The organism is Roseovarius halotolerans, from assembly GCF_900172255.1.
Lineage (GTDB): Bacteria > Pseudomonadota > Alphaproteobacteria > Rhodobacterales > Rhodobacteraceae > Roseovarius > Roseovarius halotolerans.
Genome location: NZ_FWFU01000002.1, coordinates 240,417 through 266,394 on the forward strand (window position 1 = coordinate 240,417; position 25,978 = coordinate 266,394).

Genomic DNA, 25,978 nt, shown 5'->3' on the forward strand with positions numbered 1-25,978 from the left:
CGCCTAACGCAGCGCCCGCGTCGTGCCCCGCGCGATGCATTCCAGCTCGCAGCAATAGCGGAAGATCTCCTCCTCCTCCGAGGCGATCAACCCGGTCAGCCGCTCCCCCGCGATCTTGCCGATATCCTCGGCGGGTATGCGCACCGTGCTCAGCCCCGGCTCCATGTCATGCGAGCCGTTGAAATCCCCGATCCCCATGACCGACATATCCCGCGGCACATCCAGACCGATGCTCTGCACCCCGTATATCGCCCCCTGCGCGATCACGTCATTCCCGCAAAGCAACGCCGTCGGGCGCACGCCGCCCTCCAGCAACCCATGCACCGCCTGTTTCGCCAGGGTCGTGCTGTAAGGCGCCTCCATGCGCCATTCGTCGCGCACCGGTGCGCCGCACGCCTGCATTTCCTCGATCGCGCCCTCCAGGCGCTGGCGCGCGCGGTCATTGCCCTCGACCCGCGGAAAGACCAGCCCGATATCGCGGTGTCCCAGCTCCAGCAGATGCCGCGCCGCCATCCGACCCGCCTCGCGATTGTCGGGGCCGACGCAGGACATGGGCGCATCGGCCGAATAGTTCCAGATCGCGATGCAGGGCGTCTCCTGACGCGCCAGCAGGCGGAAACTGGCCTCTGAATGCTCCAGCCCGACAAGCGCGATTCCATCCACCCGATGTTCCATCAGCTTGCGGATCGTCTCGTATTCGCGCTCCAGCTCATACCCGTGCGACGCGATCAGCAGGGTAAAGCCCGCCCGGTCGATCGCATCCGAAAAGGACTGGATCACCTCTGCAAAGATCGCGTGGTTGATCGTCGGCACGATCAGCCCGATCGTGGCATTGCGCCGCCCGTGAATCGCCTGCGCCGCACGGTTGCGGATATAGCCCAGCTTCTCGACCGCGCGGTTGATTCTCTTGCGGGTGGCCGGGTTCACCAGATCCGGGTGATTGAAAGCGCGCGACACGGTGGAAGGCGACACATTCGCAGCCTTTGCAACAGCCACAATATCCGAGTTTTTCTTTGTTTTTTCCGGCATTTGAATGGGCTTTCCGGCGAATTTTATGAAAACATTTGCAATACTATTTTCATGCCTTAGCCTGATCTGTCAAACGTCATGAAAGTGACGGGAAGAGCCATAGGGAGGGGCGCTTCTTGGAATTCATAGGATATTTCGGCGAGGTCTTTCAGCCGGTGTCGTTCCTGCTTTTGCTGGTCGGCACCATCGGCGGGTTGATCCTCGGGGCAACGCCGGGCCTGTCGCCCACGATGGCGGTGGCGCTGCTGATCCCGTTCACCTTTCAACTGCCCGCCGCGCAAGGCCTGATCCTGCTCGGCGCGGCCTATACCTCGACCGTCGCGGGGGGCGCAGTCAGTGCGATCCTGCTCAAGATTCCCGGCGCGCCCGCCAATATCGCGACCACGCTCGACGGTCACACGATGGCGACGCAGGGGCGCGGCGCCGAGGCGCTGCAACTCTCCTTCATCTCGTCCGCCATCGGCGGCGTGTTCGGGGTGCTGCTGCTGATTTTCCTCACCCCGCTGCTGGCGCAATGGGCGCTGGCCTTCGGGCCGTCGCACCTGTTCTGGCTGGCGATCCTCGGGGTCACGGTGATCGGCACGCTCGACAGCAACTCGGTCGTCAAGGGGCTGTTGTCGGGCTGTATCGGCATGTGGCTGGCAACCATCGGCTTTGACGACATCATGGGCGCGCAACGTTTCATCTTTCACCCCGAACTGTCGGGCGGGATCAACATCATCCCGGCGCTGATCGGTCTCTTTGCCATCCCGCAGGTGCTGACCATGTTCGCCCGCGGCCGCGTGCCCTCCGGCGCCGAAGTGATCGCCGTGCGCAAGCATCCCATCGGCGCGGCCATCCGTGAAACGCTTCGCCGCTGGCGCTCGCTGTCCATCGGCACGATTATCGGCTCGACCATCGGCCTCATCCCCGGCGTGGGCGGCCAGATCGCAGGGCTTGTCGCCTACGACCAGGCCCGCAAGTTCAGCCCCGAGCGCAAGAAGTTCGGGACCGGCCATTCCGAAGGCGTGATCGCCGCCGAAAGCGCCAATAACGCGATGGTCGGCCCCTCGCTCGTGCCTCTGCTCACGCTTTCCGTTCCCGGCAGCCCCACCGCCGCCGTGCTTCTGGGCGGGTTGCTGATCCACGGCATCTTCCCGGGCTCGGACCTCTTCGACAATCACCCCGACGTGGCCTGGACCTTCATCAACTCGATGCTGATCGGCCAGATCCTGATGTGCATCTTCGGCCTTTACGTGGCGGGCTTCGCCGCGCGGGTGGCGCAGGTGCCGCAATCGGTGATGGCGGCGCTGGTGCTGGGGCTTGCCGTGTTCGGCTCCTATTCCGTGCAGAACTCGATGGGGGATGTCTATGTGATGGCGGCGCTCGGCATCGGCATGTATTTCCTCGAACGCTTCGGATTTGCCGCTGCGCCGCTGGTCCTTGGCCTTATCCTCGGCCCCATCGCCGAGGCCAATTTCATCCAGGGCGCGATGATCGCCGACGCCTCGGTGGGGCGGACGACCTATTTCTTCAGCGGCGTCCTGAACCTGTCGCTGATCGCCATCGTGGTGGCCTCCATCGCCTATTCGGTCTGGATGGAACTGCGCCAGCGCCGGATCGACAGGCAGGAACAGAACGAGGAGGCCGCGGCATGAGACAATGGCAACATATCTTTCCATCGGGATTCATCGCCGCTGTCGGCATCTGGATCTGCTGGGTCAGCTATACGCGCGAACCGGCGCAGGCCTTCCTGTTCCCTCGCCTCATCTCGACGGTGTTCGTCGTGCTGGCGCTCTGGACCTTCGGCAAGGCCGCGCTCGGCCTGTCGCGGGTCGGCGACGGGATCGGGCGGCGCATGGTCATCAACATCGCGCCGGGCCTGGCGGTGATGCTGATCTACGTATTCTGGGCCGCGCGCGGGCTTGGCTTCTATACTGCCAGCACGATCGCCTTTTTCATGCTGCTCTCGATCTATGATCCCGCCCCGCACAATGCGGCGCGCAGCTGGATCATGCGGATCCTGATCACCCTGGGATTCCTTGCCGTCATGTATGGGCTGTTCGCCGGAATCCTCAACGTATTCACACCCAGAGAGGTGCTGTTTCAATAATCCGGACCCAACCGGTCAACCGAAAAAACCAAGGGAGGAGAACCCAATGATGAAATCACTTATGGCCGGGCTGGCGACAGCCCTCATGATCGCAGGTCCCGCTGCGGCACAGGATTACCCCGACCGTCCGCTGATGATGATGGTCAGCTATGGCGCGGGCGGCGCGACCGACTTTCAGGCGCGGATCGTGACCATGACCTCGGGCAACGAGGATGCCCTGGGCCAGCCCATCGCCATCGTCAACAAGCCCGGTGCAGGCGGGCGCGTCGGCTGGAACTGGCTGGCGACGCAGGCCGATGCCGACGGCTATACCATCGGCGCCTACAACGTGCCCCACTTCATCGCCCAGTCGATCAAGGGCGGCGTGGAATACAGCGCCGACAGCTTCGAGCCGATCGCCAACTGGGGCGCCGACCCGGCGGTCTTCGTCGTCGGTGCCGACAGCGAGTTCGACACGATGGAAGACGTTGTGAACTGGGCCAAGGAAAACCCCGGCAAGATGACCTTCTCGGGTGCCGGGCTGTTCGTCGGCCACCACATCGCCGCGCTTCAGCTTGAAAACGCCGCGGGCGTCAAGCTGGCCTACATCCCCAACAACCAGGGCGGTGCAGGTGCCATGAAGGCGGTCATCGCCGGCGAGGTGATGGGCGGGGTCAACAACCTCTCGGATGCCTTCCGCGCCGCCGATGCGGGCAACATCAAGATTCTCGGCGTGTTCGACACCGAGCGCAGCGACTTCCTGCCCGACGTGCCGACCATGCAGGAACAGGGCTATGACATCGACAATGCCAGCGTGAACTACCGCGGCATCATGGTCCCCAAGGGCACCCCGCAAGAGGTGATCGACAAGCTGGCCGAAACCGTGCCCGCGATGTTCCAGAACGACCGCGTCAAGAAGCAGATGAAGGCTGGCGGCTCGCCCATGAAGGTGATGACCCGCGACGAGGTCCGCGAGATGTGGAACCAGCGTCAGGAAACGCTCGAGAAACTGCTGGCCGGCCTTTAAGCCGCGCCCGCTTCATTCAACCCCGGACAGGGCGGCCGCCCGCCCTGTCCACCCACCGCGAAGGACTTTCAGATGAACGCCCCCGACGATCTTACCGCCATCGACAGCATCATGGCCTGCGCCCGTGCCGCGCAGCAGGCCTTCGAGGACGGCGCCACGCAGGAACGCTATGACCGGGCCGCGCAGGCCGCCGCATGGGCGATCATGGAACCCGCGCGCAACCGCGCCCTGGCCGAACTGTCGGTCGAAACGACCGGGCTTGGCAACGTGCCCGACAAGATCACCAAGAACCACCGCAAGACACTGGGCCTGATGCGCGACATCGCCGGGGTGAAAACCCACGGCGTGATCCGCGACGACCGGGCCACCGGCATCACCGAGATCGCCCGCCCCATCGGGGTGATCGGCGCCGTGGTACCCTCGACCAACCCGGCGGCGACCCCCGCCAACAATATCATCAACGCGCTGAAATGCGGCAATGCCATCGTGCTCTCGCCCTCGCCCAAGGGCGTCCCGGCCTGCGACATGCTGCTGCGCTACATCCACGCCGAATTCGACAAGATCGGCCTCGATCATGACCTCGTTCAGATGGTTCCCGCCCCCGGCTCCAAGGCCAAGACGCAGCGGATGCTCGAAACCTCCGACCTCGTGGTCGTGACCGGCAGCCAGGACAACGTGCGCCGCGCCTATACCTGCGGCACGCCCGCCATCGGGGTCGGCGCGGGCAATGTCACCGTGATCGTCGACGAGACCGCCGATCTCGACGCCGCCGCCGAAAAGATCGCCGCCTCCAAGACCTTCGACAATGCCACATCCTGTTCCTCCGAGAACGCCCTCGTGGTGGTCGATGCGGTCTATGACGCCTTCGTCGCGGCACTGGCGCGTCAGGGCGGTGCGCTGGTGCATGCCGCCGAATCCGACCGGATCGTCCAGCGCCTCTGGCCCGAGGGCAAGCTCAACCGCGCGATCCTCGCGCAGGACGCCGATGTCACCATCGAGGTGCTCGGCCTCACCGGGCAAGTGCCCGACAGCACGCGCTTCATCGCGGTCGAAACGGCCGGCATCGGCCCCGACCACCCGCTTTCGGGCGAAAAGCTCAGCCGCGTGGTCGCGCTCTATCGCGCTGCCGATTTCGACGCCGCCACCGACACCGCGCGCCGCATCCTCGAACACCAGGGGGCGGGGCATTCCATCGGCCTGCATACCGGCGACGACAGCCGCGCCATGCAGTTGGGCGAGATCATCCCGACCTGCCGCGTGATCGTCAATCAGGCCCATTGCTTCGCCACCGGCGGCGCCTTCACCAACGGCCTGCCCTTTTCCCTGTCGATGGGCTGCGGCAGCTGGGGCGGCAATTCCATCGACGAGAACCTGCATTGGCGCCATTTCATCCAGACCACCCGCGTCGTGCGTGAAATCCCCGCCAATGAACCCACGCTCGATGCGATCTTCGCCGACTACTGGGACGTGGCCGGGCAATGAAACTGGAACGCGACGCACCGCCCCAAGGCACCCTGCGCGACTGGGTCGACTCCCGCGCCGAGGCTGGCGGGACCGCCTTCGTCTTTCCCGAAACCGGCGAGACCCTGGATTGGCCCGCCCTGCGCGACAGCGCCCGCCGCATTGCCGGGTCGCTGGCCGGGCAAGGTGCGCAAAAGGGTGAAAGCGTCGCCATCGTCATGCCCAACGGGCGCGCCGCCATCGAGGCGCTCTACGGCACGCTCTACGGCGGTTTCCGCCTGACCATGATCAACCTCGCCGCCGGGCTTGACGCCATCGCCTATGCGCTTGGCCACAGCGAGGCACGCTTTGCATTCGTGGATGACAGCGTGCGCGACATCTTCGACGAGGCCACGCGCGACAATCCGGTGAAACGGCTCGATCCCGATACCGTCAACGGCCCCGCGGGCGACCTTGCGCCGCTCTCGCCCGAGGATCATGCGCTGCTGATGTATACCTCCGGCACCACCGGGCGGCCCAAGGGCGTGGTCCACAGCCATTCCAGCCTGCTGGCGGGGGGGTGGACCACCTCGGTCGCGCATGAGCTCTCGCCGGATGACCGCGGGCTTTGCGTGCTGCCGATCTACCATATCAACGGGCTCTGCGTGTCCGTCATCGGCTCGCTGGTCTCGGGCGGCTCGCTGGCGCTCTGCCCGCGCTTCTCGGCCAGCCGCTTCTGGGATCAGGCCGCCAGCAGCGAGGCGACGTGGTTCTCGGTCGTGCCGACGATCATCTCTCACCTTCTGCACGGCGATGCCGACCCGAGCGACGCGGTGAAGGCGCGGCTGCGCTTCGGGCGCTCGGCCTCGTCGCCGCTGGCGCCGGATGTGCAGACCGCCTTTGAAACCCGCTTCGGCGTGCCGATCATCGAAACGATGGGCCTCACCGAAACCGCCGCGCAGATCCTCTCGAACCCGCTGCCGCCGGGGACGCGCAAGATCGGCTCGCCCGGCATTCCCTTCGGCAACGAGGCGGCGATCCTCGATGGAAACCTCGCCCCCCTGCCCCACGGACAAGAGGGCGAAATCGCCGTGCGCGGCCCCAACGTGATGCGCGAATACCTGCGCAACCCCGACGCCACGCGCGAGACCTTCACGCCAGACGGCTGGCTGCGCACCGGCGATCTGGGCCGTCAGGACGCGGATGGCTATTTCTTCGTGACCGGGCGCCTCAAGGAACTGATCATCAAGGGCGGCGAAAACATCGCCCCCCGCGAAGTGGACGAGGCGCTTTATTCCCATCCCGACATCATCGAGGCCGCCGCTTTTGCCCGCCCCTGCACGCGCTACGGCGAACGGGTCGAGGCCGCCGTGGCGATCCGCCCCGGATCGGACCTGAGCGAAGACGACCTGATCGCCATTTGCGCGCGCAAGCTCGGCGCCTTCAAATGCCCGGATCGTGTGCATTTCCTCGATGAACTGCCCAAAGGTCCATCGGGCAAGATCCAGCGCCGCAAACTGGGCGAGATTCTCTAGGCGCTTCGGGCGCTTGCCGAAATCTGCTCCCTTGCGGCGCGTGTCACGCGCATGCCATCCTGCCCTGCGAAACGTCGTCCCCGGTGCCGCCATGCGGCGGCCTACGACGACGACGCCACCCAGGGAGCCGCGTGCATGAACCAGATGGACCAGCATTACGACGGGCTGATGGCGCGCTGCGACCCTCTGCCCGCCCTGCCCACCGCCGTGGTTCATCCGGTGCAGGCCACCGTGTTCGAGGCCGTCAACGATGCCGCCGCCGCCGGGCTCATCTCGCCGGTTCTGATCGGTCCCGCCGCCCGGATCGCCACCGCCCTCACCGAAACCGGCCAGCCACCCGACGCCTACCCCGTCATCGACACCGAACACAGCCATGCCGCCGCCGACAAGGCCGCCGAACTGGCCGCGACCGGGCAGGTGCGCGCCATCATGAAGGGCTCGCTGCACTCCGATGAATTGCTCGGCGCGATCATCTCGCCCGCCGCCGGGCTCAGGACCGAACGCCGCATCAGCCACGCCTTCGTGATGCTGACCAACGACTATCCGCGCCCCTTCATCATCACCGATGCCGCCGTCAACGTGCAGCCCGACCTTCTGGAGAAGGCCGACATCGCGCAGAACGCCATCGGGCTCTGGCACGCGCTGTTCGGCCCGCAGAAACCCCATCTCGCCATCCTTGCGGCGGTCGAAACCGTGCATCCCCGGATGCCAGCGACGATCGACGCCGCCGCGCTGTGCAAGATGGCCGATCGCGGGCAGATCACCGGCGCGCTGCTTGACGGGCCACTGGCCTTCGACAACGCCATCAGCGTCAGGGCGGCGCAGGAAAAGGGCATCGACTCGGTGGTTGCGGGCCATGCCGACATCCTGCTCGTGCCCGATATCGAGGCCGGGAACATGCTGGCCAAGCAACTGATTTTCATGGGCCACGCCGAAGGCGCGGGGATCGTTCTGGGCGCGCGCGTGCCGGTGATCCTGACCAGTCGCGCCGACAGCGTGCGCGCACGGCTTCTGTCCTGCGCGCTCGCGGTGCTGCTGGCCGACGCGCGCGACAGGGGGCAAGTCAAATGACCGAAACGATCCTGACACTCAATGCCGGGTCATCCAGCCTCAAGTTCCGCGTATTCGCGCGCGACGGGCTCCGCGAGCTGGCTGGGGGCAAGGCCACCCGCATCGGCGGCGCGGCGCAGTTCAACGCCTATATCACCGACGGTCCGACCACGCAGACCACGCTCGCACCCGGCGCGGATCACCATGCCGCGCTGGAATCCGTGATCGCGTTCCTGAAGGCCCATGCCAGCGAATGGCAAAGCGTCGCCATCGCGCACCGGGTTGTCCATGGCGGCACGCGCTATACCGGGCCGGTGCGGGTCACACCGCAGGTGCTCACCGACCTCGAAGCGCTCAACCCACTCGCGCCACTGCATCAGCCCCACAACCTCGCCGCCATCGCCGCCTCCGAGAGGGTCGAAGCGGACGTGCCCGATATCGCCTGTTTCGACACCGCCTTTCACGCCGGTCACGGGCCGATGACGACCCGTTTCGCGATCCCGGCGGAATTTCATGAGGCAGGCGTGCGCCGCTACGGGTTTCACGGCCTGTCTTACGCCTGGGTCGCCGAGTCCCTTCGCCGCGATCACCCCGCGCTTCACGCCGGGCGCGTGATCGCCGCGCATCTCGGCAACGGCTCCAGCCTCTGTGCGATGTCACAGGGCCAGAGCCGCGACACCACCATGAGCATGAGCACCCTTGACGGCGTGCCCATGGGCACCCGCTCGGGCGCGATCGACCCCGGCGCGGTGATGCACCTCATGCGCGCGCATCGCATGTCGGCGGCTGAGGTCGAAACGATGCTCTACGACCGCTCGGGTCTGCTTGGCCTTTCGGGGATCTCAAACGATGTGGCGACCCTTCTGGATGACGGCTCGGATGGCGCGCGCTTCGCGCTCGACTATTTCGCCCGGCGCTGCGCACAGGCGGCGGCGTCGCTGGCGGTGGTGCTCGGCGGGATCGACGCGATGGTGTTCACCGGCGGTATCGGCGAACACGCAAGCTCCGTGCGCGAGCGGATCATCGCCCAGCTCGCGCCGCTCGGCGATTTCCGGACGCTGGTGATCCCCGCCAACGAAGAACGGATGATGGCGCTTGAGGCGCTCTCGGTCCTCGAACGCGATCATGCCGCATGATTGCCCGCCTCCGGTTTGGTACAAAACGGGGGGTCGTTATGTGCGTTTTGTACCATCCTTCCTGCGCTGCTGATGCCTCTTTCGCCTGCGTCCCCGATCCGCTAAGCCTGCCGGAACCCGCGCAATCAAAGGCCCGCATATGAGACCCGTCCGCCTGCTTTCCGGTGTCCTGACTGTCAGCGGATGGACCATGCTCAGCCGAATTCTGGGGTTCGTGCGCGATGTTCTGATCGCCAATTTCCTTGGCCCCGGCGCCTTGATGGATGCCTATGTGGCCGCCTTCCGCCTGCCCAACATGTTTCGCCGCTTCTTCGCCGAAGGCGCCTTCAACGCGGCATTTGTTCCAATGTTTTCAAAGAAATACGAGGGTGATGAAGACCACGTCAAATTCGCCTCACAGGCCATGTCGGGGCTGGCGCTGGTGCTCTTGGCGCTCACCGGTCTTGCGATGCTTTTCATGCCCGCTCTGGTCTGGGCCACCGCAGAAGGCTTTGCCGGGGACGAGCGGTTCGATCTGACGGTCGCCTTCGGGCGCATCGCCTTTCCCTATATCCTGTTCATCTCTCTCGCTGCGCTCTTTTCGGGTGTGCTCAACGCCACCGGCCGCTTCGCCGCCGCCGCCGCCGCCCCCGTCCTGCTCAATGTCATGCTCATCGCCGCCATGACTTTCGCCGCCCTCAACAACGGCCCGGTGGCAGATGCGCTTGTCTGGACGATCCCCTTCGCGGGCGCGGCCCAGCTTGCGCTGGTCTGGATCGCCGCGGCGCGTGCCGGGTTCCACATCCGGACCGAGCGCCCGCGCTGGACCCCAGACATGGCGCGCCTTGTGCGCATCGCGATTCCGGCCGCGCTTGCGGGCGGGGTCATGCAGGTCAATCTTCTGGTCGGACAGCAGGTCGCCTCGAATTACGACAAGGCCGTGAGCTGGCTCTACTCCGCGGACCGCCTTTACCAGTTGCCGCTTGGCGTGGTGGGCATCGCTGTCGGCATCGTGCTGCTGCCCGATCTTTCACGCCGTCTCAAGATCGACGATCACAAGGGCGCGCGCGCCGCGTATTCCCGCGCAACCGAGATATCGCTGGCGCTGACCGTGCCCTGCGCCGTGGCACTGGTGGCGGTCCCGCTGCCACTGGTCTCGGTGCTGTTCGAGCGCGGCGCCTTCGGGACCGACGACACCGCCGCCACCGCGCTTGCGGTCGCGATCTATGGCCTGGGCCTCCCGGCCTTCGTTCTCCAGAAGATCCTGCAACCTCTGTTCTTCGCACGAGAGGACACCAAGAGCCCGTTCCGCTATGCCGTGGTGGCGATGATCGTCAACGCGGCCGTGGCGATCGGACTGGCCTATCTGATCGGCTGGATCGCCGCCGCCATCGCCGCCACTGTCGCGGGTTGGGTGATGCTCGGACTGCTTGTGCGCGGCACGCGCAGCTATGGCGAGGTTGCCCGCCTTGATGATCGCTGCCGCGACCGTATCTGGCGCATCCTTGTCGCCTCGGCGCTTATGGGGGTGATCATCTGGGGCATCAGCGTGCTGCTGGTGCCGTTCTTCGGCATGTCCGGGCTGCGCTGGCTGGCGCTTCTGGCGCTGATCGGAACGGGGATCGTCAGCTATTTCGGGATCGGCCATCTGATCGGCGCATTTCATCTCTCGGAGTTCCGCGCCAGCCTGCGCCGCTGAGGCGGGGTCCGGTCTCGCTCAGCGGTGGCGGATCTTGGCGCGAATCCGCGCCCAGCCACCCGGCGCCAGGAAAAACGACAGGATGAACCCGGCGGCAAACCCGGCCACATCCGCCAGCCACATCCGGTTCGCCCCGAAGATCAGGCCAAAGACCAGCTGCAGTCCCATCAGCACCCCGATCAGGCTGAAAGCCCGGAACTGCTGAGCGCCCATCTGCCCCAGCTTGAGCCACATGAGATAGGTGAACCCCCCGATCAGCCCGTAAACCCCCGGAAACGCCCCGATGAGCCAGCGCTGCTGCTCGGGCATCGCCAGCCCGAACACCACGGCACCCACCACCGCCGACGTCACGAACAGCACCAGCACAGCCCATTGCGCAAAGACCTCGCCCACGAACTTTCCCAACGCCAGCAGCATCACCCCGGCAAACAGCGCATGCGTGAACGAGCCATGCAGGAACAGATAGGTCACGAACCGCTTCACATGCGTCATCGGCCAGACGTTGTTCTGCACCATCCAGCCGAAAATATCGCTGTTGAACCCGTAATCCTGGATCGCACCCTGCCGCCACCCGACCGCCTCGGGGCCACCGATCAGGCCGCGCGCACCCAGGTTGAAAACGGCCTCTATGCCGATGATCACGAGGAACAATGCCACCACGACGGGCGGCAAGGGGTTGACCGGACGGTCTGAACGGGGACTGCTCATGTGGCGCTCTCCTTGACGGGGCTTTGACCCATGGGTAAGCGAGGCTGGCACGGAAATCCACCACGGAGATGAGCCATGACCGAGCCGGTCTTCACCCCCCGCGTCTTTTCGGGGATCCAGCCTTCGGGAAACCTGACGCTCGGCAACTACCTTGGCGCGCTCAAACGCTTCGCCAACAGCCAGAACGCAGGCGTCGAGTCGATCTTCTGCATGGTCGACCTGCATGCCATCACCGTCTGGCAGGAGCCCCAGAAACTGCGCCGCGCCACCCGCGAACTCGCGGCCGGTTTCATCGCCTCCGGGATCGATCCGCAGAAGTCCATCCTCTTCAACCAGAGCCAGGTGCCCGAGCACACGCAACTGGCCTGGGTGTTCAACTGCGTCGCGCGCATGGGCTGGATGAAACGCATGACCCAGTTCAAGGACAAGGCCGGCAAGAATGCCGAACAGGCCAGCCTCGGGCTCTTCGGCTACCCGGCGCTGATGGCCGCCGACATCCTTGTATATCACGCCACCCACGTCCCGGTCGGCGAAGACCAGAAACAGCATCTCGAACTGACCCGCGACATCGCGATCAAGTTCAACAACGATTACGGCGTCGATTTCTTCCCGATCACCGAGCCGGTGATCGAAGGCGCCGCCACGCGGGTCATGAGCCTGCGCGACGGCACCAAGAAAATGTCGAAGTCCGATCCCTCGGACATGAGCCGCATCAACCTCACCGACGATGCCGACACCATCGCCAAGAAGATCCGCAAGGCCAAGACCGACCCCGAGCCCCTCCCCGGTGATGCCGGCGGCCTCGAGGACCGCCCCGAGGCGCGCAACCTCGTCAATATCTACGCAGCCCTCTCGGATCAGAGCGTGGACCAGGTAATGCGCGATGCGGGCGGCAAACCCTTCTCGGAATTCAAGCCGATGCTGGCCGACCTCGCGGTCGACAAGCTGGCGCCGATCTCAACCGAAATGGGCCGGCTCATGCAGGATGTCTCGGAAATCGACCGCGTCCTTGCCGACGGTGCGGAACGTGCCCGGGCGATCGCAACGCCGATCCTGCAAAAGACCTACGAGATCGCGGGCATGGTCGGCGCCCGGGTTTGACCCGGGCCACCGCCACCCGTCTCTCAGATCAGCCGCACCTGCGTGCCCACCTCGGTCAGCTCGTAAAGCTCGGCGATCTTCTCGTTGTAAAGACCGATGCAGCCATCCGACGATTTGCGCCCGATCTTGCGCGTGTCATGGGTGCCGTGGATGCGGTAATACTGCCAGGACAGATGCAACGCATGGGTGCCCATCGGGTTCTCGGGGCCGGGCGGCACCGTGACGGGCAGCGACGGGTCGCGCTCGCGCATGGATGGCGTCGGCGTCCATGACGGACCCTCGACCTTCCTGACGATCCTTGTCAGGCCCAACTTGGTCAGCTCCGGGCTGCGTGGCACGGATGTCGGGAACAGCCTATAGACGCTTTCATCCTCCGACCAGAAGTGCAGAGCGCGCGACCGCGTATCGGCCACGATCGCGCCATGCTCCAGCGTGTCGAAATGATCGCGCCAGTCAAGCAGCGCGAAACCCGAGGTATTGCGCCGCACCCCGCTTGACGGTTCCGCCCAGACGGCCGGCGCCGCCAAAAGCGCCGCGCCCCCGGCGATGATCGATCGGCGGTTGAACGCTCGTGCTGTCATTCCATGTCTCCTTTATCCTGCTCGTGCCTGTTTCCTGGGGCGAAAAACACAAAACCGGCGCTCACATGCAAATCACGAAATGGTTGATGCGCAGCACACCGCCCCCCATCGCCTTGCGAAACGGGGCCGCGCCGCCCTAGTCTTGCAAAAAGGAGTTTCCCGCCATGCGCAAACTGCAAACCCAAGGCGTGCATCACATCACCCTCACCGGCGCCGACCGCCAGACCAGCATCGACTTCTGGGAAGGGGTGCTCGGCATGCCCTTCATCTTCGATCAACCCAATCTCGACGATCCCGACGAGGGCCATCTCTATTTCGATCCCGGCGACGGGCGGCTGATCACCATCTTCACCAACGAGACCCGAACGGCCGTCCATAAACGCACCCCGACCGATCCGGGCTGCGTGCACCACCTGGCCTTCAATGTCAGCCGTGCGAGCTTCTCGCAGGCCGTCGAACGGCTCAATGAGCGCGGCATCGGCCATTCAGGCCCCAAGGACCGGGGCTTCATGGATTCGATCTATTTCAAGGACCCGATGGGCCTCCTGATCGAACTGGCCTGCTACCGGTTCGAACCCCCATTCGGGTGCAGCCATGCCGATGTCATGATCGAGGCGCACCGCATCCGGGTGGCGCGCGGCGACCATCATATCGCCGAAATACACCTCGCGGACGCGATCGAACATCTCGTGACCGCGCGCCAGCAAAGCCTGTCATCGGATCGCAGCCCGCAGGATCCCTACTGACCGCGTCATCTGTGCGCCTTGGCACAGCCCCTGCCTGATTCTGCGCAATTGCGCATGCGGCCCCTGGATGCCCATCTCCTGCATCAACCGCACAGATGCAGAGGCCCCGCCATGACCACGGATATTCACCCCGAAGCCCGGATCGGGCACGTCCATCTCAAGGTCGCCGATCTCGACCGCGCGATCGGCTTTTATTCAGGCGTGCTCGGCTTCCCCGTCCAGCAACGCTGGGGCGCCCGCGCCGCATTCCTCGGCGCGGGCGGCTATCACCACCATATCGCTCTCAACACCTGGGACTCGCTTGGCGCCACACCCGCGCCCAAGGGCCATACCGGCCTTTACCATGCGGCGATTCTCTACCCCGACCGCGCGCAGCTCGCCGATGCGCTGCGCCGCGTCCTCGCCGTCGACCTTTCGCTTGACGGCGCCGCCGATCATGGCGTCAGCGAAGCGCTCTATCTGCGCGACCCCGACGGCAATGGCATCGAACTCTACCGCGACCGCCCGCCAGAGGACTGGCCGCGCGATCCCGACGGCCAGCTTGCGATGACCAACAGCCCGCTCGATCTTGACGCGCTGCTCGCCGAGGCCCCCTGACCCCTTCTTCTGTTTGAAAATATCCCGGGGAGCGCGAGGGGCTGGCCCCTCGCTCCCGCGCGCGCCATTGGCGCGCCACTCCCTCGCTGAAGGGCTCTGGACCCTCCCGCGCAACCGGCCTAGGCTGCGCGCGCTGAACAGGAGGACGAAGATGGCAGTCGGCACCGATATCCGCACCTATTTCGATGGCGCATGGCATGATGGCGACCTTGCGGTGATGCGCGCGGCCGATCATGGTTCCTGGCTCGGCACCACGGTCTTCGACGGCGCGCGCTATGCGCATGGGCTGACCCCGGATCTCGACCTGCATTGCGCGCGGGTGAACGCCTCCGCCGAGGCGCTGATGATCAAGCCGACGGTTGCGCCCGAAGACATGGTGCAGATCATCCAAGAGGGGCTTGCCGCCTACGATTCTCAAACCGCGGTCTATATCCGCCCGATGTACTGGTCGATCAGCGGCGGCCCGCTTGGCGTCATGCCCGACCGCGACGGCGGCACCGGCTTTGCCATCTGCCTCGAGGCCACGCCGATGGCGCCGCCGGGCAGTTCGACCACCCTCACCCGCACCCGCTTTCGCCGCCCCGTTCTCGAAGACGCCGTGGTCAACGCCAAGGCGGGCTGCCTCTATCCCAACAACGCCCGGATGATCGCCGAGGCGCAGGCGCGCGGATTTGGCAATGCGCTGGTCGCCGACGCGCTCGGCAATGTCGCCGAGACCGCCACCGCCAATGTCTTCGCGGTAAAGGATGGCGCCGTGTTCACACCGGTCCCGAACGGCACGTTCTTGTCGGGGATCACCCGCGCACGCCATATCCGGAACCTGCGCGCCGACGGGGTCGAGGTCCATGAGACCGTGATGAGCTTCCAGGACTTTCACGATGCCGACGAAGTCTTTCTCTCGGGCAACATGATGAAAGTGACGCCTGTCACCGCCTTTGACGATACCCGATATCAGGTCGGCCCGCTGACCCGGCGCGTGCAGGAAATGTACTGGGACTGGGCCGCCTCGGCGCGCTGAATCCGGCCGCCGGCAATACCGACGTCATACCGACGTCGGACCGACGCGATACCGAACCGCTGCCGACACCGTTGCGGGCTGGACCCCGCAAACGTCCGGTCGCCAGCTTAACGCAGCGTTCCGGGTGACATTCTCGGCCCGTCCAGCCATCCTGCCCGACAAATACCGGAGGCCGCCATGACCCAATACAGCCACCTTCTCGCCCCGCTCGACCTGGGCCATGTGACACTCAGGAACCGCGTTCTCATGGGCTCCATGCATACCGGGCTCGAGGAAACGAAAGACTGGAACCGCGTCGCCGAATTCTACGCCACCCGCGCCCGCGGCGGCGTCGGGTTGATGGTCACGGGGGGCATGGCCCCCAATCCCGAAGGCGGGGTTTTTCCAGGTGCGGCAGGACTTTACACCGATCAGGACATCGCCAACCACCGCCGGGTCACCGACCGCGTGCATGACGCGGGCGGGCGGATCGCTATGCAGATCCTGCATGCCGGCCGCTATGCCTACAGCCCCGATTGCGTCGCGCCCTCCCCCGTCAAGTCGCCGATATCGCCTTTCCCCCCCAAGGAGCTGGACGAGGCGGGAATCGAGAAACAGATCGCTGATATCGTCACCGCCGCCGCCCGCGCCCGCGAGGCCGGTTACGACGGGGTCGAAATCATGGGCAGCGAGGGCTATTTCCTCAACCAGTTCCTCGTCACCCACACCAACAAGCGCACCGACCGCTGGGGCGGCGCTTACGAAAACCGCATGCGCCTCCCCGTCGAAGTGGTGCGCCGCGTCCGCGCGGCCGTGGGCAGCGATTTCATCCTGATCTACCGGCTGTCGATGATCGACCTCGTGCCCGAGGGCTCGACCTTCGACGAGGTGGTCCAACTGGCGCAGGCTGTCGAGGAGGCCGGGGCCAGCATCATCAATACAGGGATCGGCTGGCACGAGGCGCGCATCCCCACCATCGCCACATCCGTCCCGCGCGCGGCCTTCACATGGGTCACCCGCAAACTGATGGGCAAGGTCGGCATCCCGGTCATCACCTCGAACCGGATCAACACGCCCGAGGTGGCTGAACAGGTCCTGTCCGAGGGCTGCGCCGACATGGTGTCGATGGCGCGCCCCTTCCTGGCCGACCCTGATTTCGTGAAAAAGGCAGCCGACGGGCGCGCTGACACGATCGCGCCCTGCATCGCCTGCAACCAGGCCTGCCTCGACCATACATTCAGCGGCAAGATCTCGACCTGCCTGGTCAATCCCCGCGCCTGCTATGAGACAGAACTGACGGTCACCCCGACTGACCGTCCGAAATCCATCGGTGTCGTCGGCGCCGGACCTGCCGGACTTTCGGCAGCGATGACCGCCGCGGCGCGGGGTCATGCGGTGACCCTGTTCGATCAGGCCGACCGCATCGGCGGGCAGTTGAACATGGCGCGCGAAATCCCCGGCAAGGAAGAGTTCCACGGCCTGGTCGCTTGGTTCGACACGATGATGCGCGAACATGACATCACGCTGAGACTCGGTCAGCGCGTTGGCGCCGACGACGTTGCGGGCTTTGACGAGGTGATCATCGCCACCGGCGTCCTGCCTCGCGATCCGGGCATTCCGGGGCAGGAGGGGTCGAATGTGCTCTCCTATGTCGACGTCCTGCGCGGCAAGGCGCAGGTGGGCAAGCGCGTGGCCGTTGTCGGTGCCGGTGGTATAGGCTTCGATGTGGCGGAATACCTGGTCCAGGAAGGAAGCAGCCCCACCGTGGACCTGCCGGAATGGAAAGAGGAATGGGGCGTTGGCGATCCTGCCGAGGCGCGCGGTGGTCTGGCTCCCGAAGGCCCCCGCCCCGAGGCCCCTGCCCGTCAGGTCACGCTGCTGCAACGCAAGGACGAACGCCCCGGCAAGCGGCTTGGCAAGACCACGGGCTGGATTCATCGTGCCACCTTGCGCATGAAGCAGGTTAAGATGATGAGCGGCGTGAACTATGAACGCATCGACTCCGAGGGGTTGCATATCACTCACGGCGAAGCGCACGAGACGCCCGACCTGATCGGGGCCGACACCATCGTGCTTTGCGCCGGGCAAGTGTCGGAACGCAGCCTGGCGGACGCATTGGAAGCGCGGGGGATCGCGGTGCATGTGATCGGCGGCGCCGACGTGGCCGCCGAACTCGACGCCAAGCGGGCCATCGATCAGGGTACGCGGTTGGCGGCGACGCTCTGAGCCTGGTCGCGGAAACGGAAACGTCTGTTCTCTTGTTTCCATGCCACGAACGATCCTGAACAAAACCCAGATATTGTCGGTCCGATGCCGCAGTTGTGCCCGAATTTCCGCTGATAAGGTTTCCTGTCAAACGAATAGAGGTATCGAGTATGGATCGCCTGACCGAAATGGAGGCCTTCGCCACTGTCGTGGATCAAGGAGGATTCACCGACGCTGCGCGCAAGATGGGAATCTCGAAATCGGCTGTCTCAAAGCATGTTTCGTCCCTGGAGGCGCGTCTTGGGGCGCGCCTGCTGAACCGGACCACACGACGGGTCAGCCCGACCGAGATCGGCCTGGCCTATTACGACCGCGCGCTGCGGGTTCTCAATGATGCGGGAGAGGCCGATGCACTGGTCAGTTCGATGCAATCGGCACCTTCGGGTTTGCTGCGCATCTCTGTGGCAACCGATTTCGGCGTCAATCATCTCAGCCCGGTCTTGGGTACGTTTCTTGAGGAATTCCCCGATATTTCGGTCAACATGGTGCTTAACAACCGCTATGTGGAACTGATTTCGGAAGGGTTCGACATGGCGGTGCGGATCGGTGAGCTGGAGGACAGCACCCTGCGTGCGCGCAAGCTGACCGACACCACGAAGCGGATGATCGCCAGCCCCGCCTACCTTGAGCGCTATGGCCGGCCCAAGAAGATCGACGACCTGAACGAGCACAAGCTGCTGCATTATTCCAGCCAGACCAACGGGTCGGTGTGGAAGCTGACCGCGCCATCGGGCGAAAAGCGGCAGGTAAGAACGGCTGGCGGGCTTTCCGTGAATGACGGGCAATCGCTGCTCAACGCCGCGATCTCGGGGCTCGGGATCGCCTATCTGCCCAGCTTCCTTTACGCGACGGCGATGCAGGAAGGGCTGGTCGAGGATGTCATTCCCGATCTCCCCGTCGAAACGCAGGGCATTTACGCGGTTTATCCGCCGGGCCGGTTCACGCAGCCCAAGGTGCGCGCGTTCATCGACTTCCTCGTGCATGCCTTTGCGGACAAGGGCCCCAACGACTGGTAAGTCGTTCTGTAGAATAGACAAAATCATCAACCCCGGATGCAACCGCGTCCGGGGTTTCTGCTTTGATCGGTCGCAAACAGGCATTGTGCGGCAAGAGCGGTTGTCTTGGCGGGTGAATGTGCCAGACTCCTCGGGACATTCCGGTGATGAAAGGACATTTCATGGGCAACCCCACGCTGCTGACGATCTCTGGCTCGCTGCGCAAAGGCTCTTACAACCGCATGCTCTTGCGCGAGGCTGTAGCGGCCTTCGGGCCTGCGACGATCGACGAGGGCGATCTGAACCTGCCGCTTTACGATGGCGATCTGGAGGCGGAGAAGGGTGTGCCCGACGCCGTTGAAACGCTTGCAAACAAAGTAAAAACTGCGGATGCGATCGTCATCTCTTCACCCGAATACAACAAGGGGATCAGCGGGGTTCTGAAGAACGCGTTCGACTGGATCAGCCGGGTCGATGGGATGCCGTTCAAGGGCAGGCCGACGGTGGTGATGTCGGCCAATGCCGGGCGCACGGGGGGCGAGACGGGGCAGTTCATGGTGATGAGCTGCCTTGTGCCGCTGCAGGCGCGCGTGTTGCACGGACCGATGCTCTGCGTGGCGTCGGCAGGGGATGAATTCGACGACGAGGGTAGGCTGAACAATGAGCAGTATCGCAAGGTTCTGGCCGGGAAAATGGAGGCACTGCGCGCGGAAACCGGTTGACGTCGCACCGTCATATCGTCATTTAAAAAGCGAAATCAATAACTTGGCGAAGCGCGATGAGTGATCCGAAGCAAACCATTTCCGACATGATCGATCCGGCGCGGGGGCGGGCGATGCAGGCGAGCCTGGGGCAGATACCTGACCTTGGGGCGGGCGATGCGTTGCCGCCGTTTTTCCATCAATTGTATTTCTGGGAGCCGCAAACCCCTGAAATGCTTGGAAGAGATGGGCATCCGAAGGTGGGCGGGGTGATCCCGGACATGGGCCTGCCGCGCAGAATGTGGGCCGGAGGACGGCTGGAATTTCACGCGCCGTTGCGCGCCGGAGAACCCGCCAAGCGCTTGACTTACAAGGAAAATTCGGAACGCAAGACGGGGCGGAGCGGGCCGTTGGGCTTTGTCGCGCTGCGTCATGAGATCTGGCAGGGGGACAGGCTCTGCGTGACCGACTGGCAGGACCTTGTCTATCGCGAGGATCCGGACCCGAATGCACCGCCAAGCACGCCGAAAATGGCGCGGACGGACGAGGATATCTGCGAAACGCGCAGCTTCGACACGACCCTGCTCTTTCGCTATTCCGCGCTGACATTCAACGGGCACCGAATTCACTATGACGTTGATTATGCGAAGGAAATCGAGGGTTACGCCGGGCTTGTGGTGCATGGCCCGCTGCTGGCGCAACTGCTGATGCTGCTGGCAGAGCGCGAGCTTGGGACGCTCAAGACCTTCGCCTTCCGGGCGACCGCGCCGCTGATGCATTTCGAGGCGGCGGAGCTCTGCTGGAAGGTCGATGGCAGCGCCTGGGTGCGCGGCCCGGACGGACGGCAATGCATGGAGGCCAAGGCCGGTTGAGAGCGTACAAAACGTCCGTTTTGTACGTTGGTTTTGTACCGAAACCGGGGCCGTCGCGGAAAGTTCTGTACAGATCGCGGAATCCGGGGGGAATCCGGTGCTTGGGGCGTGGAGTCTGGCGTCGGTTTTTGGGCTGGATCTGGTGCGCCCTCGGTGCTTCGGTGGAGGGGGCTGATTTTCAGTTGAGCGTGGGGGGCGAAGCATTGCTCGACGCGCCTGGCTGAATGGCCCGACCGGCCAAAGATGTCATTCGGGCGTGTTGCACCGAACGCCAGCAGTGAGCCCTTTGTGGCGCGGTTTACGAGCCGTGCAGCGTCGGGCCGCGGTTCGGCGATCCGACGCTGGTGATCTGGCATGTTATCCCAGCCAAGTCCCCGAACCTGCGAACCTGCGCCAAGATCAGCCAAATCGCCGTGCCCGGGGGGCGGCCCGGCGATGCGCGGCGGCCTGCACCCAACGACAGCAAAGTCCGCATAGCAGGCGTTAGGTCTTCCGGCAGCGAAGGTACGGTCTTCGCCCCATCGTACCTAACCTCCCGCCAATGAAGCGCTATGCACGAATGTCGAGGTCGACACATCGCCTCCCCCGTCGCGGAATCGAGCCGAAGGCGCCGCGAAGATGCACCGGATCAGAGAGACGCCTCGGGGCGGAAGCCCTCGGGGATGGTGTCGACTCCGTCGAGCACGAGGTCGGCCATCACCTGCCCGACCTTGGGGGCCATGCCGAAGCCGATCTTGAAGCCGCCATTGGCGATGAACTGCCCTTGATGGATTGGATGCGCCCCAAGCATCGGCGCGCGTGAGCGGGTGCGCGGGCGAAGGCCGGCCCAGCGGCCGATCACCGGGGCGTCGGAGAGGGCGGGCACCGCCGCGCGGGCGCGGGCGATCACGTCATCGAGCAGCGCATCGGTGGCGGAGGGGTCGTCGAAGTCGCGCTCGGAGGTGGAGCCGATGGCGGTGGTGCCGTTCTCGTGGGGGATCACATGGATCGAGTCGGCGAAAAGCTGTGGCTGAACGGGCGCGGCGAAGTCGAGCACCGCGCCCTGCCCCTTGACGGCGTTGCCGACGATGCGGTGGTGATGGGCGTTCAGTTCCTCGAGCCCGGCGATTCCGGTGGCCCAGACCACGGCGCCCGACGCCTTGCCCGTGGTCAGCACCGCGCCGCCCCTGGCGCGGATGGCGGCCGTGAGGGCCGCGCCCGCCTGACGGGGGTGCATGCGGGCGCTGAGCGTGTCGCGGATCAGCCAGCCGGTCGGGGTCAGCGGCGCCCAGTCAAGCCCGTCGGCGCGGATCACCTGCCAGTCGGCCTGCCCCTGCCAGAGGGTCTGTGCATTGATGGCGCGCGCCTGTGCGAGTTCGAGCGCACGGTCGTCGGCGACGGGTTGCAGGCGGCCAAGGCGCGCATAGCCCGGAGAGAGGCCCGAGACCGTCTGGACCTCGGCCCAGAAGGGTGCGGCCATGAGCAGGCTTTCAAGCTGGAACGCCTTCTTGTCGTTCCAGTTTTCCGGCACATGCGGGGCGAGCGCGCCGACCACCCCGTTTGAGGCGCCCTGCCCCGGTCCGTTGGGGTCGATCACCCGCACGCTTGCGCCGCGCTGAAGGCAAGACCAGGCCACCGAGAGGCCGAAGATGCCTGCGCCCATCACCGTCACGTCGACCATTGCCATTCCCTTTTGCGCCCTGCATTGTCGGCGGCGTTATGGCACAGGCTGGCGCCCGTGCCCATGGCAGGCGCGGTGCGGCAGATAGATGCGCCCGCGCGCCATCAGCAAGGACGATCCGGGACGAGGCATGACTGAAACGGCCGATCTGGAATGGCGCGACGGCGGCGTGCCGGTCTCGACACGGTTCGAGGACCCGTATTACAGCCTCGAGGACGGGCTGGCCGAGACGCGGCATGTGTTCCTGGCGGGCAATGACCTGCCGGAGCGGTTTCGCGACGGGTTCCATGTGGCGGAGCTGGGGTTCGGCACCGGGCTCAACCTGCTGGCCTCTGTCGCGGCGTGGCGCGCGGCGGGGATCGGCGGCGTGCTGCGCTTTACCAGCTTCGAGGCCTATCCGATGCGCGCCGATGACATGATCCGCGCGCAGGCGGCGTTTCCCGAACTGTCGGGGATCGCCGAGGCGCTGGCCGGTCACTGGCGCAGCGGCGCGCGCAAGATCACCCTGCCGGACCTGGAGTTTCGCCTGATCGTGGGCGATGCGCGCGAGACCCTGCCCGCATGGGAGGGCAAGGCCGATGCCTGGTTCCTCGACGGGTTCTCGCCCGCGAAGAACCCGGAGCTTTGGGATGTCGGTTTGATGCGGGCGGTCGAGAACCATACGGCAGCGGATGGAACGGCGGCGACCTATACCGCCGCCGGGTTCGTGCGAAGGGGGCTGGAGGCGGCGGGGTTTGCAGTCGAGCGGGTTCCGGGATACGGGCGCAAGAGGCATATGACACGCGCCCGGAAAGGCACCCGATGACCGAACAGAACACCCGCCTTGGCATCATGCTGATGGTGGTCACGACCTTTATCTTTGCGGTGCAGGACGGGATCTCGCGGCATCTGGCGGGGGAATACAACGTGCTGATGGTGGTGATGATCCGCTATTGGTTCTTTGCCGCCTTCGTCATGACGGTGGCGGCGCGCAAGGCGGGCGGGTTGCGCGCGGCGGCGGCGACTGCGCAGCCATTGGTGCAGGGGTTCCGCGCGGTGCTGCTGGTGGCGGAGATCTGCGTCATGATCTTCGGCTTCACCCTGCTGGGGCTTGTGGAAAGCCACGCGGTCTTCGCCTGTTACCCGCTGCTGATCGCGGCGCTGTCCGGCCCGGTGCTGGGTGAAAGCGTGGGCTGGCGGCGATGGGCGGCGATCGGGGTCGGGTTTGTCGGGGTGGTCATCATCCTCGAGCCCGGTTTCGGGGTGTTCCAGCCGCAGGCTGTGGTGCCCCTGATGGCGGCGCTGATGTTCGCGCTTTACGGGCTTTTGACGCGCTATGTGGCGCGAAAGGACAGTGCGGCGACCTCGTTCTTCTGGACCGGCACGGTGGGGTCGGTGGCGATGACGGCGGTGGGCGCCTGGTTCTGGGAGCCGATGATCGCCCCCGACTGGGGCTGGATGGCGCTTTTGTGCGTGACCGGGGCGCTGGGGCATTTCACGCTGATCAAATGCTACGAGGTGGCCGAGGCCAGTTCGGTGCAGCCCTTCGCCTATCTGCAACTGGTCTTCGCCAGCGCGCTGGGGCTGGTGGTGTTCGGCGAGACGATCCGCGCCAATGTGGCCTTTGGCGCGGCGCTGATCGTGGGTGCGGGTCTGTTCACGCTCTGGCGGCAGCGCCAGCGGCAGAAGAAGGCGGCGCGCTAGTCCGAGGGGGGCAGCAGCGTGGCGCCTTTCAGTTCCTGGGTAAACGGCACGGGATGGGGCGGGCGGCCAAGGCGGGCGCGGTAGATGGGCAGGCTTTCGGCGACGCGCATGACGTAGTTGCGGGTTTCGCGGAAGGGGATGTGTTCGATCCAGTCGACCACGTCGATATCATCGGCGCGCGGGTCGCCCCGGTCTTCCATCCATGTCATCGGGCGCCCCGGCCCGGCATTGTAGCCCGCTGACATCAGCACCACGTTGCCGCCGAAACGCGCGGCGAGCCCGGCCAGGTAGGCCGAGCCGAGCCGGGCGTTGTAGCGCCAGTCATTGAGCACGCGCGAGGCGCTGTGATCGCCGAGCCCGAGTTCGCGCGCCATGTCGGATGCGGTGCCGGGCATGAGCTGCATCAGCCCCATCGCGCCCGCGCCGCTGACCACGCGATGATCGAATTCGCTTTCGCGGCGTGCGATCGAGAGAGCCAGTTCCATCGGCGCGGCGAGATCCATTTCGGCCATCGGGTGCAGCGCGTAATACGGCCCCGGCAGGGTGATGCCGCGCTGGGCGGCGGTCTTGCCCAACATCACCTGAAGATGCGGCTGCCCGAGATCCTGCGCCATTGCGCCCATCTGACCGAGGCCGGTGCGATCCTGTGACTCTGCGAGATGGGTAAAGAAGCGTTCGGCCAGATTGAGCTCGCCCGCCGCCAGCGCCAGCACGGCCGCCTTGTAGAGCGGCGTATCGGCGAAGGGCGCGGCGCGCCAGTCGGGGAAGGTTTCATCCCCCGCAAGGTCCGGGTCGGCGGGCAGACCGGCGCGTTCGGCGGCAAGGAGGCCATAAAAGCTGGTCTGGTGATCGGCGCCCTGCGCATAGGCGATGGCGGCGGCTTCGGAATCGCCTGCCGCTTCGAGCGCGCGTCCCAGCCAGTAACCGGCACGCCCAAGCGAAATGGGTGTATCCACCGCGCCGCGAAACCGCTGGAAATGGTCAAGCGCGAGGTCGGGGTCCTCGAGGTAGCGCAGGGCGATGTAACCCGAGAGCCATTCGAGATCGGCGAAGGAGGCGCCCTGAACCAGCCGGTGCTGGGAGGCGAGCGCATAGGCGGTCTGCGGGTCGCCATCGCGCATCTTGGCGCGCGCAAGGTAGCGCCGCCAGCCCGCCCAGCGTTCGGGTTCGCCAAGGCCCGCATCGGCGCGGCTCTGGCGCAGGATCACAGCGATGGCTTCATCGCTGCGGCCCCGGTCGATATGGCGGTTGAAGAGCGCGTGGTTGATCAGCGGATCGGCGCGCAGGGCGTCGGGCAGTCCGTCGAGATAGGCATCGAGCCCGCTGTCGCCATCCTCGATCATCCGGAGCGCCCTGGCGACGCGGCGGCGGTCCTCGGAGACGAGCGGCGCCATCTGTTCGGCGTCGCGCAGGCCGCGCCAGAGCGTCATGTCGAAGCGCGCTTCGTGATGGGGTTCAAGCATCGGGCCGTGGGCGTCGATGAAGGCGGTGTGTTCTTCTTCGCTCAGGTCCATCGTCAGCCAGGCCAGCGCCAATGTCGCCTCGGCCTCGCCGGGGCGATCATCGGCGTAGAGCGCACGCGCCCGGCTGAGCGCGCCGGTTCCGGTCTGCGCCAGCACGCCGTTATCGTAAAAGGCGAGAATCTGGGCATCGCTGGCCTCGCTTATGGTCTCTTCGCTCTGGCGGCGCAGGTAATCGAGGCCGGGCCAGTCGGGATGGGCCTCGAGAAAGGCGAGGATCTCTTCGGCCGAGCCGTTCCCGGCGCTGAGCCGATACCATTCGATCAGTGCGGATGCGGCGGGGCCGTCGCGCGCGGCCAGACGCGCGGCCACGTCCCAGCGGTCGGCCTTCATGGCGTGAAAGGCGCTGGCCAGCGGGCGCGGCGCATCGGCGGCAACCCCGGCCGAAACCATCCCGGCGATCGCACCGACAATCCAGATTACAAGGCCAAGACCGCGCAACATCTCTTGCATTTCCCGCTTTGGCGAAGGATAGACAGCGCCAGCCTATGCATGTGCGGCCCAACCGTCCATTCACAAACTTGGCAGCCCGGCGGCATCCCGCTAGGGTCCGCGCGGCAAGAATTAGGGCGGGTTCAATCGCCCG

General features: G+C 65.4%; 23 protein-coding genes. 18 read left to right on the top strand and 5 right to left on the bottom strand.

All coding sequences use genetic code 11. The features are described from left to right. Positions 1 to 3: 3 nt before the first annotated feature. Entirely contained in the window at positions 4 to 1,029 is a 1,026-nt protein-coding gene (locus ROH8110_RS08180) for a LacI family DNA-binding transcriptional regulator (RefSeq protein WP_085817276.1), read from the bottom strand. Between the two features lie 116 nt (positions 1,030 to 1,145). On the opposite strand from ROH8110_RS08180, the gene ROH8110_RS08185 reads away from it, so the two are divergent. The 8 genes from ROH8110_RS08185 (at position 1,146) to murJ (ending at position 10,966) form a co-directional block, all read left to right on the top strand. Further along, on the top strand, positions 1,146 to 2,666 hold the full coding sequence (locus tag ROH8110_RS08185; RefSeq protein ID WP_085817277.1) for a tripartite tricarboxylate transporter permease: 1,521 nt from the start codon (positions 1,146 to 1,148) through the stop codon (positions 2,664 to 2,666). Continuing rightward, positions 2,663 to 3,121, top strand: a complete 459-nt coding sequence (locus ROH8110_RS08190; protein ID WP_085817278.1) for a tripartite tricarboxylate transporter TctB family protein — start codon at positions 2,663 to 2,665, stop codon at positions 3,119 to 3,121. Before ROH8110_RS08185 ends, ROH8110_RS08190 begins: the two co-directional genes overlap by 4 nt. A gap of 49 nt (positions 3,122 to 3,170) precedes the next feature. Next, positions 3,171 to 4,127 (top strand): Bug family tripartite tricarboxylate transporter substrate binding protein, encoded by a 957-nt coding sequence (locus tag ROH8110_RS08195; protein WP_085817279.1) that lies wholly within the window; start codon positions 3,171 to 3,173, stop codon positions 4,125 to 4,127. A 72-nt stretch (positions 4,128 to 4,199) separates the two neighbouring features. Next, positions 4,200 to 5,609, top strand: coding sequence for an acylating sulfoacetaldehyde dehydrogenase (gene sauS, locus ROH8110_RS08200; protein ID WP_085817280.1), 1,410 nt, complete (start codon positions 4,200 to 4,202; stop codon positions 5,607 to 5,609). Next, positions 5,606 to 7,102: an AMP-binding protein gene (locus ROH8110_RS08205; RefSeq protein WP_085817281.1), complete on the top strand. Its 1,497-nt coding sequence runs from the start codon at positions 5,606 to 5,608 to the stop codon at positions 7,100 to 7,102. Before sauS ends, ROH8110_RS08205 begins: the two co-directional genes overlap by 4 nt. A 135-nt stretch (positions 7,103 to 7,237) precedes the next feature. Then, entirely contained in the window at positions 7,238 to 8,173 is a 936-nt protein-coding gene (locus ROH8110_RS08210; RefSeq protein ID WP_121143678.1) for a bifunctional enoyl-CoA hydratase/phosphate acetyltransferase, read from the top strand. Further along, the gene (locus ROH8110_RS08215; RefSeq protein ID WP_085817283.1) at positions 8,170 to 9,288 is read left to right on the top strand and encodes an acetate/propionate family kinase; all 1,119 of its coding nucleotides are present in this window, start codon (positions 8,170 to 8,172) and stop codon (positions 9,286 to 9,288) included. The genes ROH8110_RS08210 and ROH8110_RS08215 overlap by 4 nt, the downstream gene beginning before the upstream one ends. Before the next feature lie 139 nt (positions 9,289 to 9,427). Continuing rightward, positions 9,428 to 10,966 carry a murein biosynthesis integral membrane protein MurJ gene (gene murJ, locus ROH8110_RS08220; protein WP_085817284.1) on the top strand — a complete coding sequence of 513 codons (1,539 nt, stop codon included), beginning with the start codon at positions 9,428 to 9,430 and terminating at the stop codon, positions 10,964 to 10,966. 18 nt (positions 10,967 to 10,984) lie between these two features. On the opposite strand, the gene ROH8110_RS08225 is transcribed toward murJ, so the two are convergent. Beyond that, positions 10,985 to 11,674 (bottom strand): rhomboid family intramembrane serine protease, encoded by a 690-nt coding sequence (locus ROH8110_RS08225; protein WP_085817285.1) that lies wholly within the window; start codon positions 11,672 to 11,674, stop codon positions 10,985 to 10,987. A 75-nt stretch (positions 11,675 to 11,749) separates the two neighbouring features. Between ROH8110_RS08225 and trpS the strand changes: the two genes are divergently transcribed. Continuing rightward, entirely contained in the window at positions 11,750 to 12,775 is a 1,026-nt protein-coding gene (gene trpS / locus ROH8110_RS08230) for a tryptophan--tRNA ligase (RefSeq protein WP_085817286.1), read from the top strand. Positions 12,776 to 12,798: 23 nt separating this feature from the next. On the opposite strand, the gene ROH8110_RS08235 is transcribed toward trpS, so the two are convergent. After that, complete coding sequence (locus tag ROH8110_RS08235) at positions 12,799 to 13,356, bottom strand: L,D-transpeptidase (RefSeq protein ID WP_085817287.1); 558 nt, start codon at positions 13,354 to 13,356, stop codon at positions 12,799 to 12,801. A gap of 164 nt (positions 13,357 to 13,520) precedes the next feature. Between ROH8110_RS08235 and ROH8110_RS08240 the strand changes: the two genes are divergently transcribed. The 7 genes from ROH8110_RS08240 (at position 13,521) to ROH8110_RS08270 (ending at position 20,529) form a co-directional block, all read left to right on the top strand. Next, entirely contained in the window at positions 13,521 to 14,102 is a 582-nt protein-coding gene (locus ROH8110_RS08240; protein ID WP_085817288.1) for a VOC family protein, read from the top strand. Positions 14,103 to 14,213: 111 nt separating this feature from the next. Beyond that, complete coding sequence (locus ROH8110_RS08245; protein WP_085817289.1) at positions 14,214 to 14,699, top strand: VOC family protein; 486 nt, start codon at positions 14,214 to 14,216, stop codon at positions 14,697 to 14,699. Between the two features lie 151 nt (positions 14,700 to 14,850). Then, positions 14,851 to 15,717: a branched-chain amino acid aminotransferase gene (locus ROH8110_RS08250; protein ID WP_085817290.1), complete on the top strand. Its 867-nt coding sequence runs from the start codon at positions 14,851 to 14,853 to the stop codon at positions 15,715 to 15,717. Positions 15,718 to 15,894: 177 nt separating this feature from the next. Further along, positions 15,895 to 17,922: an NADPH-dependent 2,4-dienoyl-CoA reductase gene (locus ROH8110_RS08255; RefSeq protein ID WP_085817291.1), complete on the top strand. Its 2,028-nt coding sequence runs from the start codon at positions 15,895 to 15,897 to the stop codon at positions 17,920 to 17,922. Positions 17,923 to 18,071: 149 nt separating this feature from the next. After that, on the top strand, positions 18,072 to 18,977 hold the full coding sequence (locus ROH8110_RS08260; protein ID WP_085817292.1) for a LysR family transcriptional regulator: 906 nt from the start codon (positions 18,072 to 18,074) through the stop codon (positions 18,975 to 18,977). Positions 18,978 to 19,138: 161 nt separating this feature from the next. Continuing rightward, positions 19,139 to 19,678 carry an NADPH-dependent FMN reductase gene (locus tag ROH8110_RS08265; RefSeq protein ID WP_085817806.1) on the top strand — a complete coding sequence of 180 codons (540 nt, stop codon included), beginning with the start codon at positions 19,139 to 19,141 and terminating at the stop codon, positions 19,676 to 19,678. A gap of 56 nt (positions 19,679 to 19,734) precedes the next feature. After that, positions 19,735 to 20,529 carry an HTD2 family dehydratase gene (locus ROH8110_RS08270; RefSeq protein ID WP_085817293.1) on the top strand — a complete coding sequence of 265 codons (795 nt, stop codon included), beginning with the start codon at positions 19,735 to 19,737 and terminating at the stop codon, positions 20,527 to 20,529. Positions 20,530 to 21,157: 628 nt separating this feature from the next. Here ROH8110_RS08270 and ROH8110_RS08275 read toward each other — a convergent pair. Further along, entirely contained in the window at positions 21,158 to 22,189 is a 1,032-nt protein-coding gene (locus tag ROH8110_RS08275) for an NAD(P)/FAD-dependent oxidoreductase (RefSeq protein WP_085817807.1), read from the bottom strand. 130 nt (positions 22,190 to 22,319) lie between these two features. Between ROH8110_RS08275 and mnmC2 the strand changes: the two genes are divergently transcribed. Beyond that, positions 22,320 to 22,994: a tRNA (5-methylaminomethyl-2-thiouridine)(34)-methyltransferase MnmC2 gene (gene mnmC2 / locus ROH8110_RS08280; RefSeq protein WP_085817808.1), complete on the top strand. Its 675-nt coding sequence runs from the start codon at positions 22,320 to 22,322 to the stop codon at positions 22,992 to 22,994. After that, positions 22,991 to 23,872 (top strand): DMT family transporter, encoded by an 882-nt coding sequence (locus ROH8110_RS08285; RefSeq protein WP_085817294.1) that lies wholly within the window; start codon positions 22,991 to 22,993, stop codon positions 23,870 to 23,872. Before mnmC2 ends, ROH8110_RS08285 begins: the two co-directional genes overlap by 4 nt. Here ROH8110_RS08285 and ROH8110_RS08290 read toward each other — a convergent pair. After that, the gene (locus ROH8110_RS08290) at positions 23,869 to 25,845 is read right to left on the bottom strand and encodes a lytic transglycosylase domain-containing protein (protein WP_085817295.1); all 1,977 of its coding nucleotides are present in this window, start codon (positions 25,843 to 25,845) and stop codon (positions 23,869 to 23,871) included. The genes ROH8110_RS08285 and ROH8110_RS08290 overlap by 4 nt on opposite strands. Positions 25,846 to 25,978: the final 133 nt, after the last annotated feature.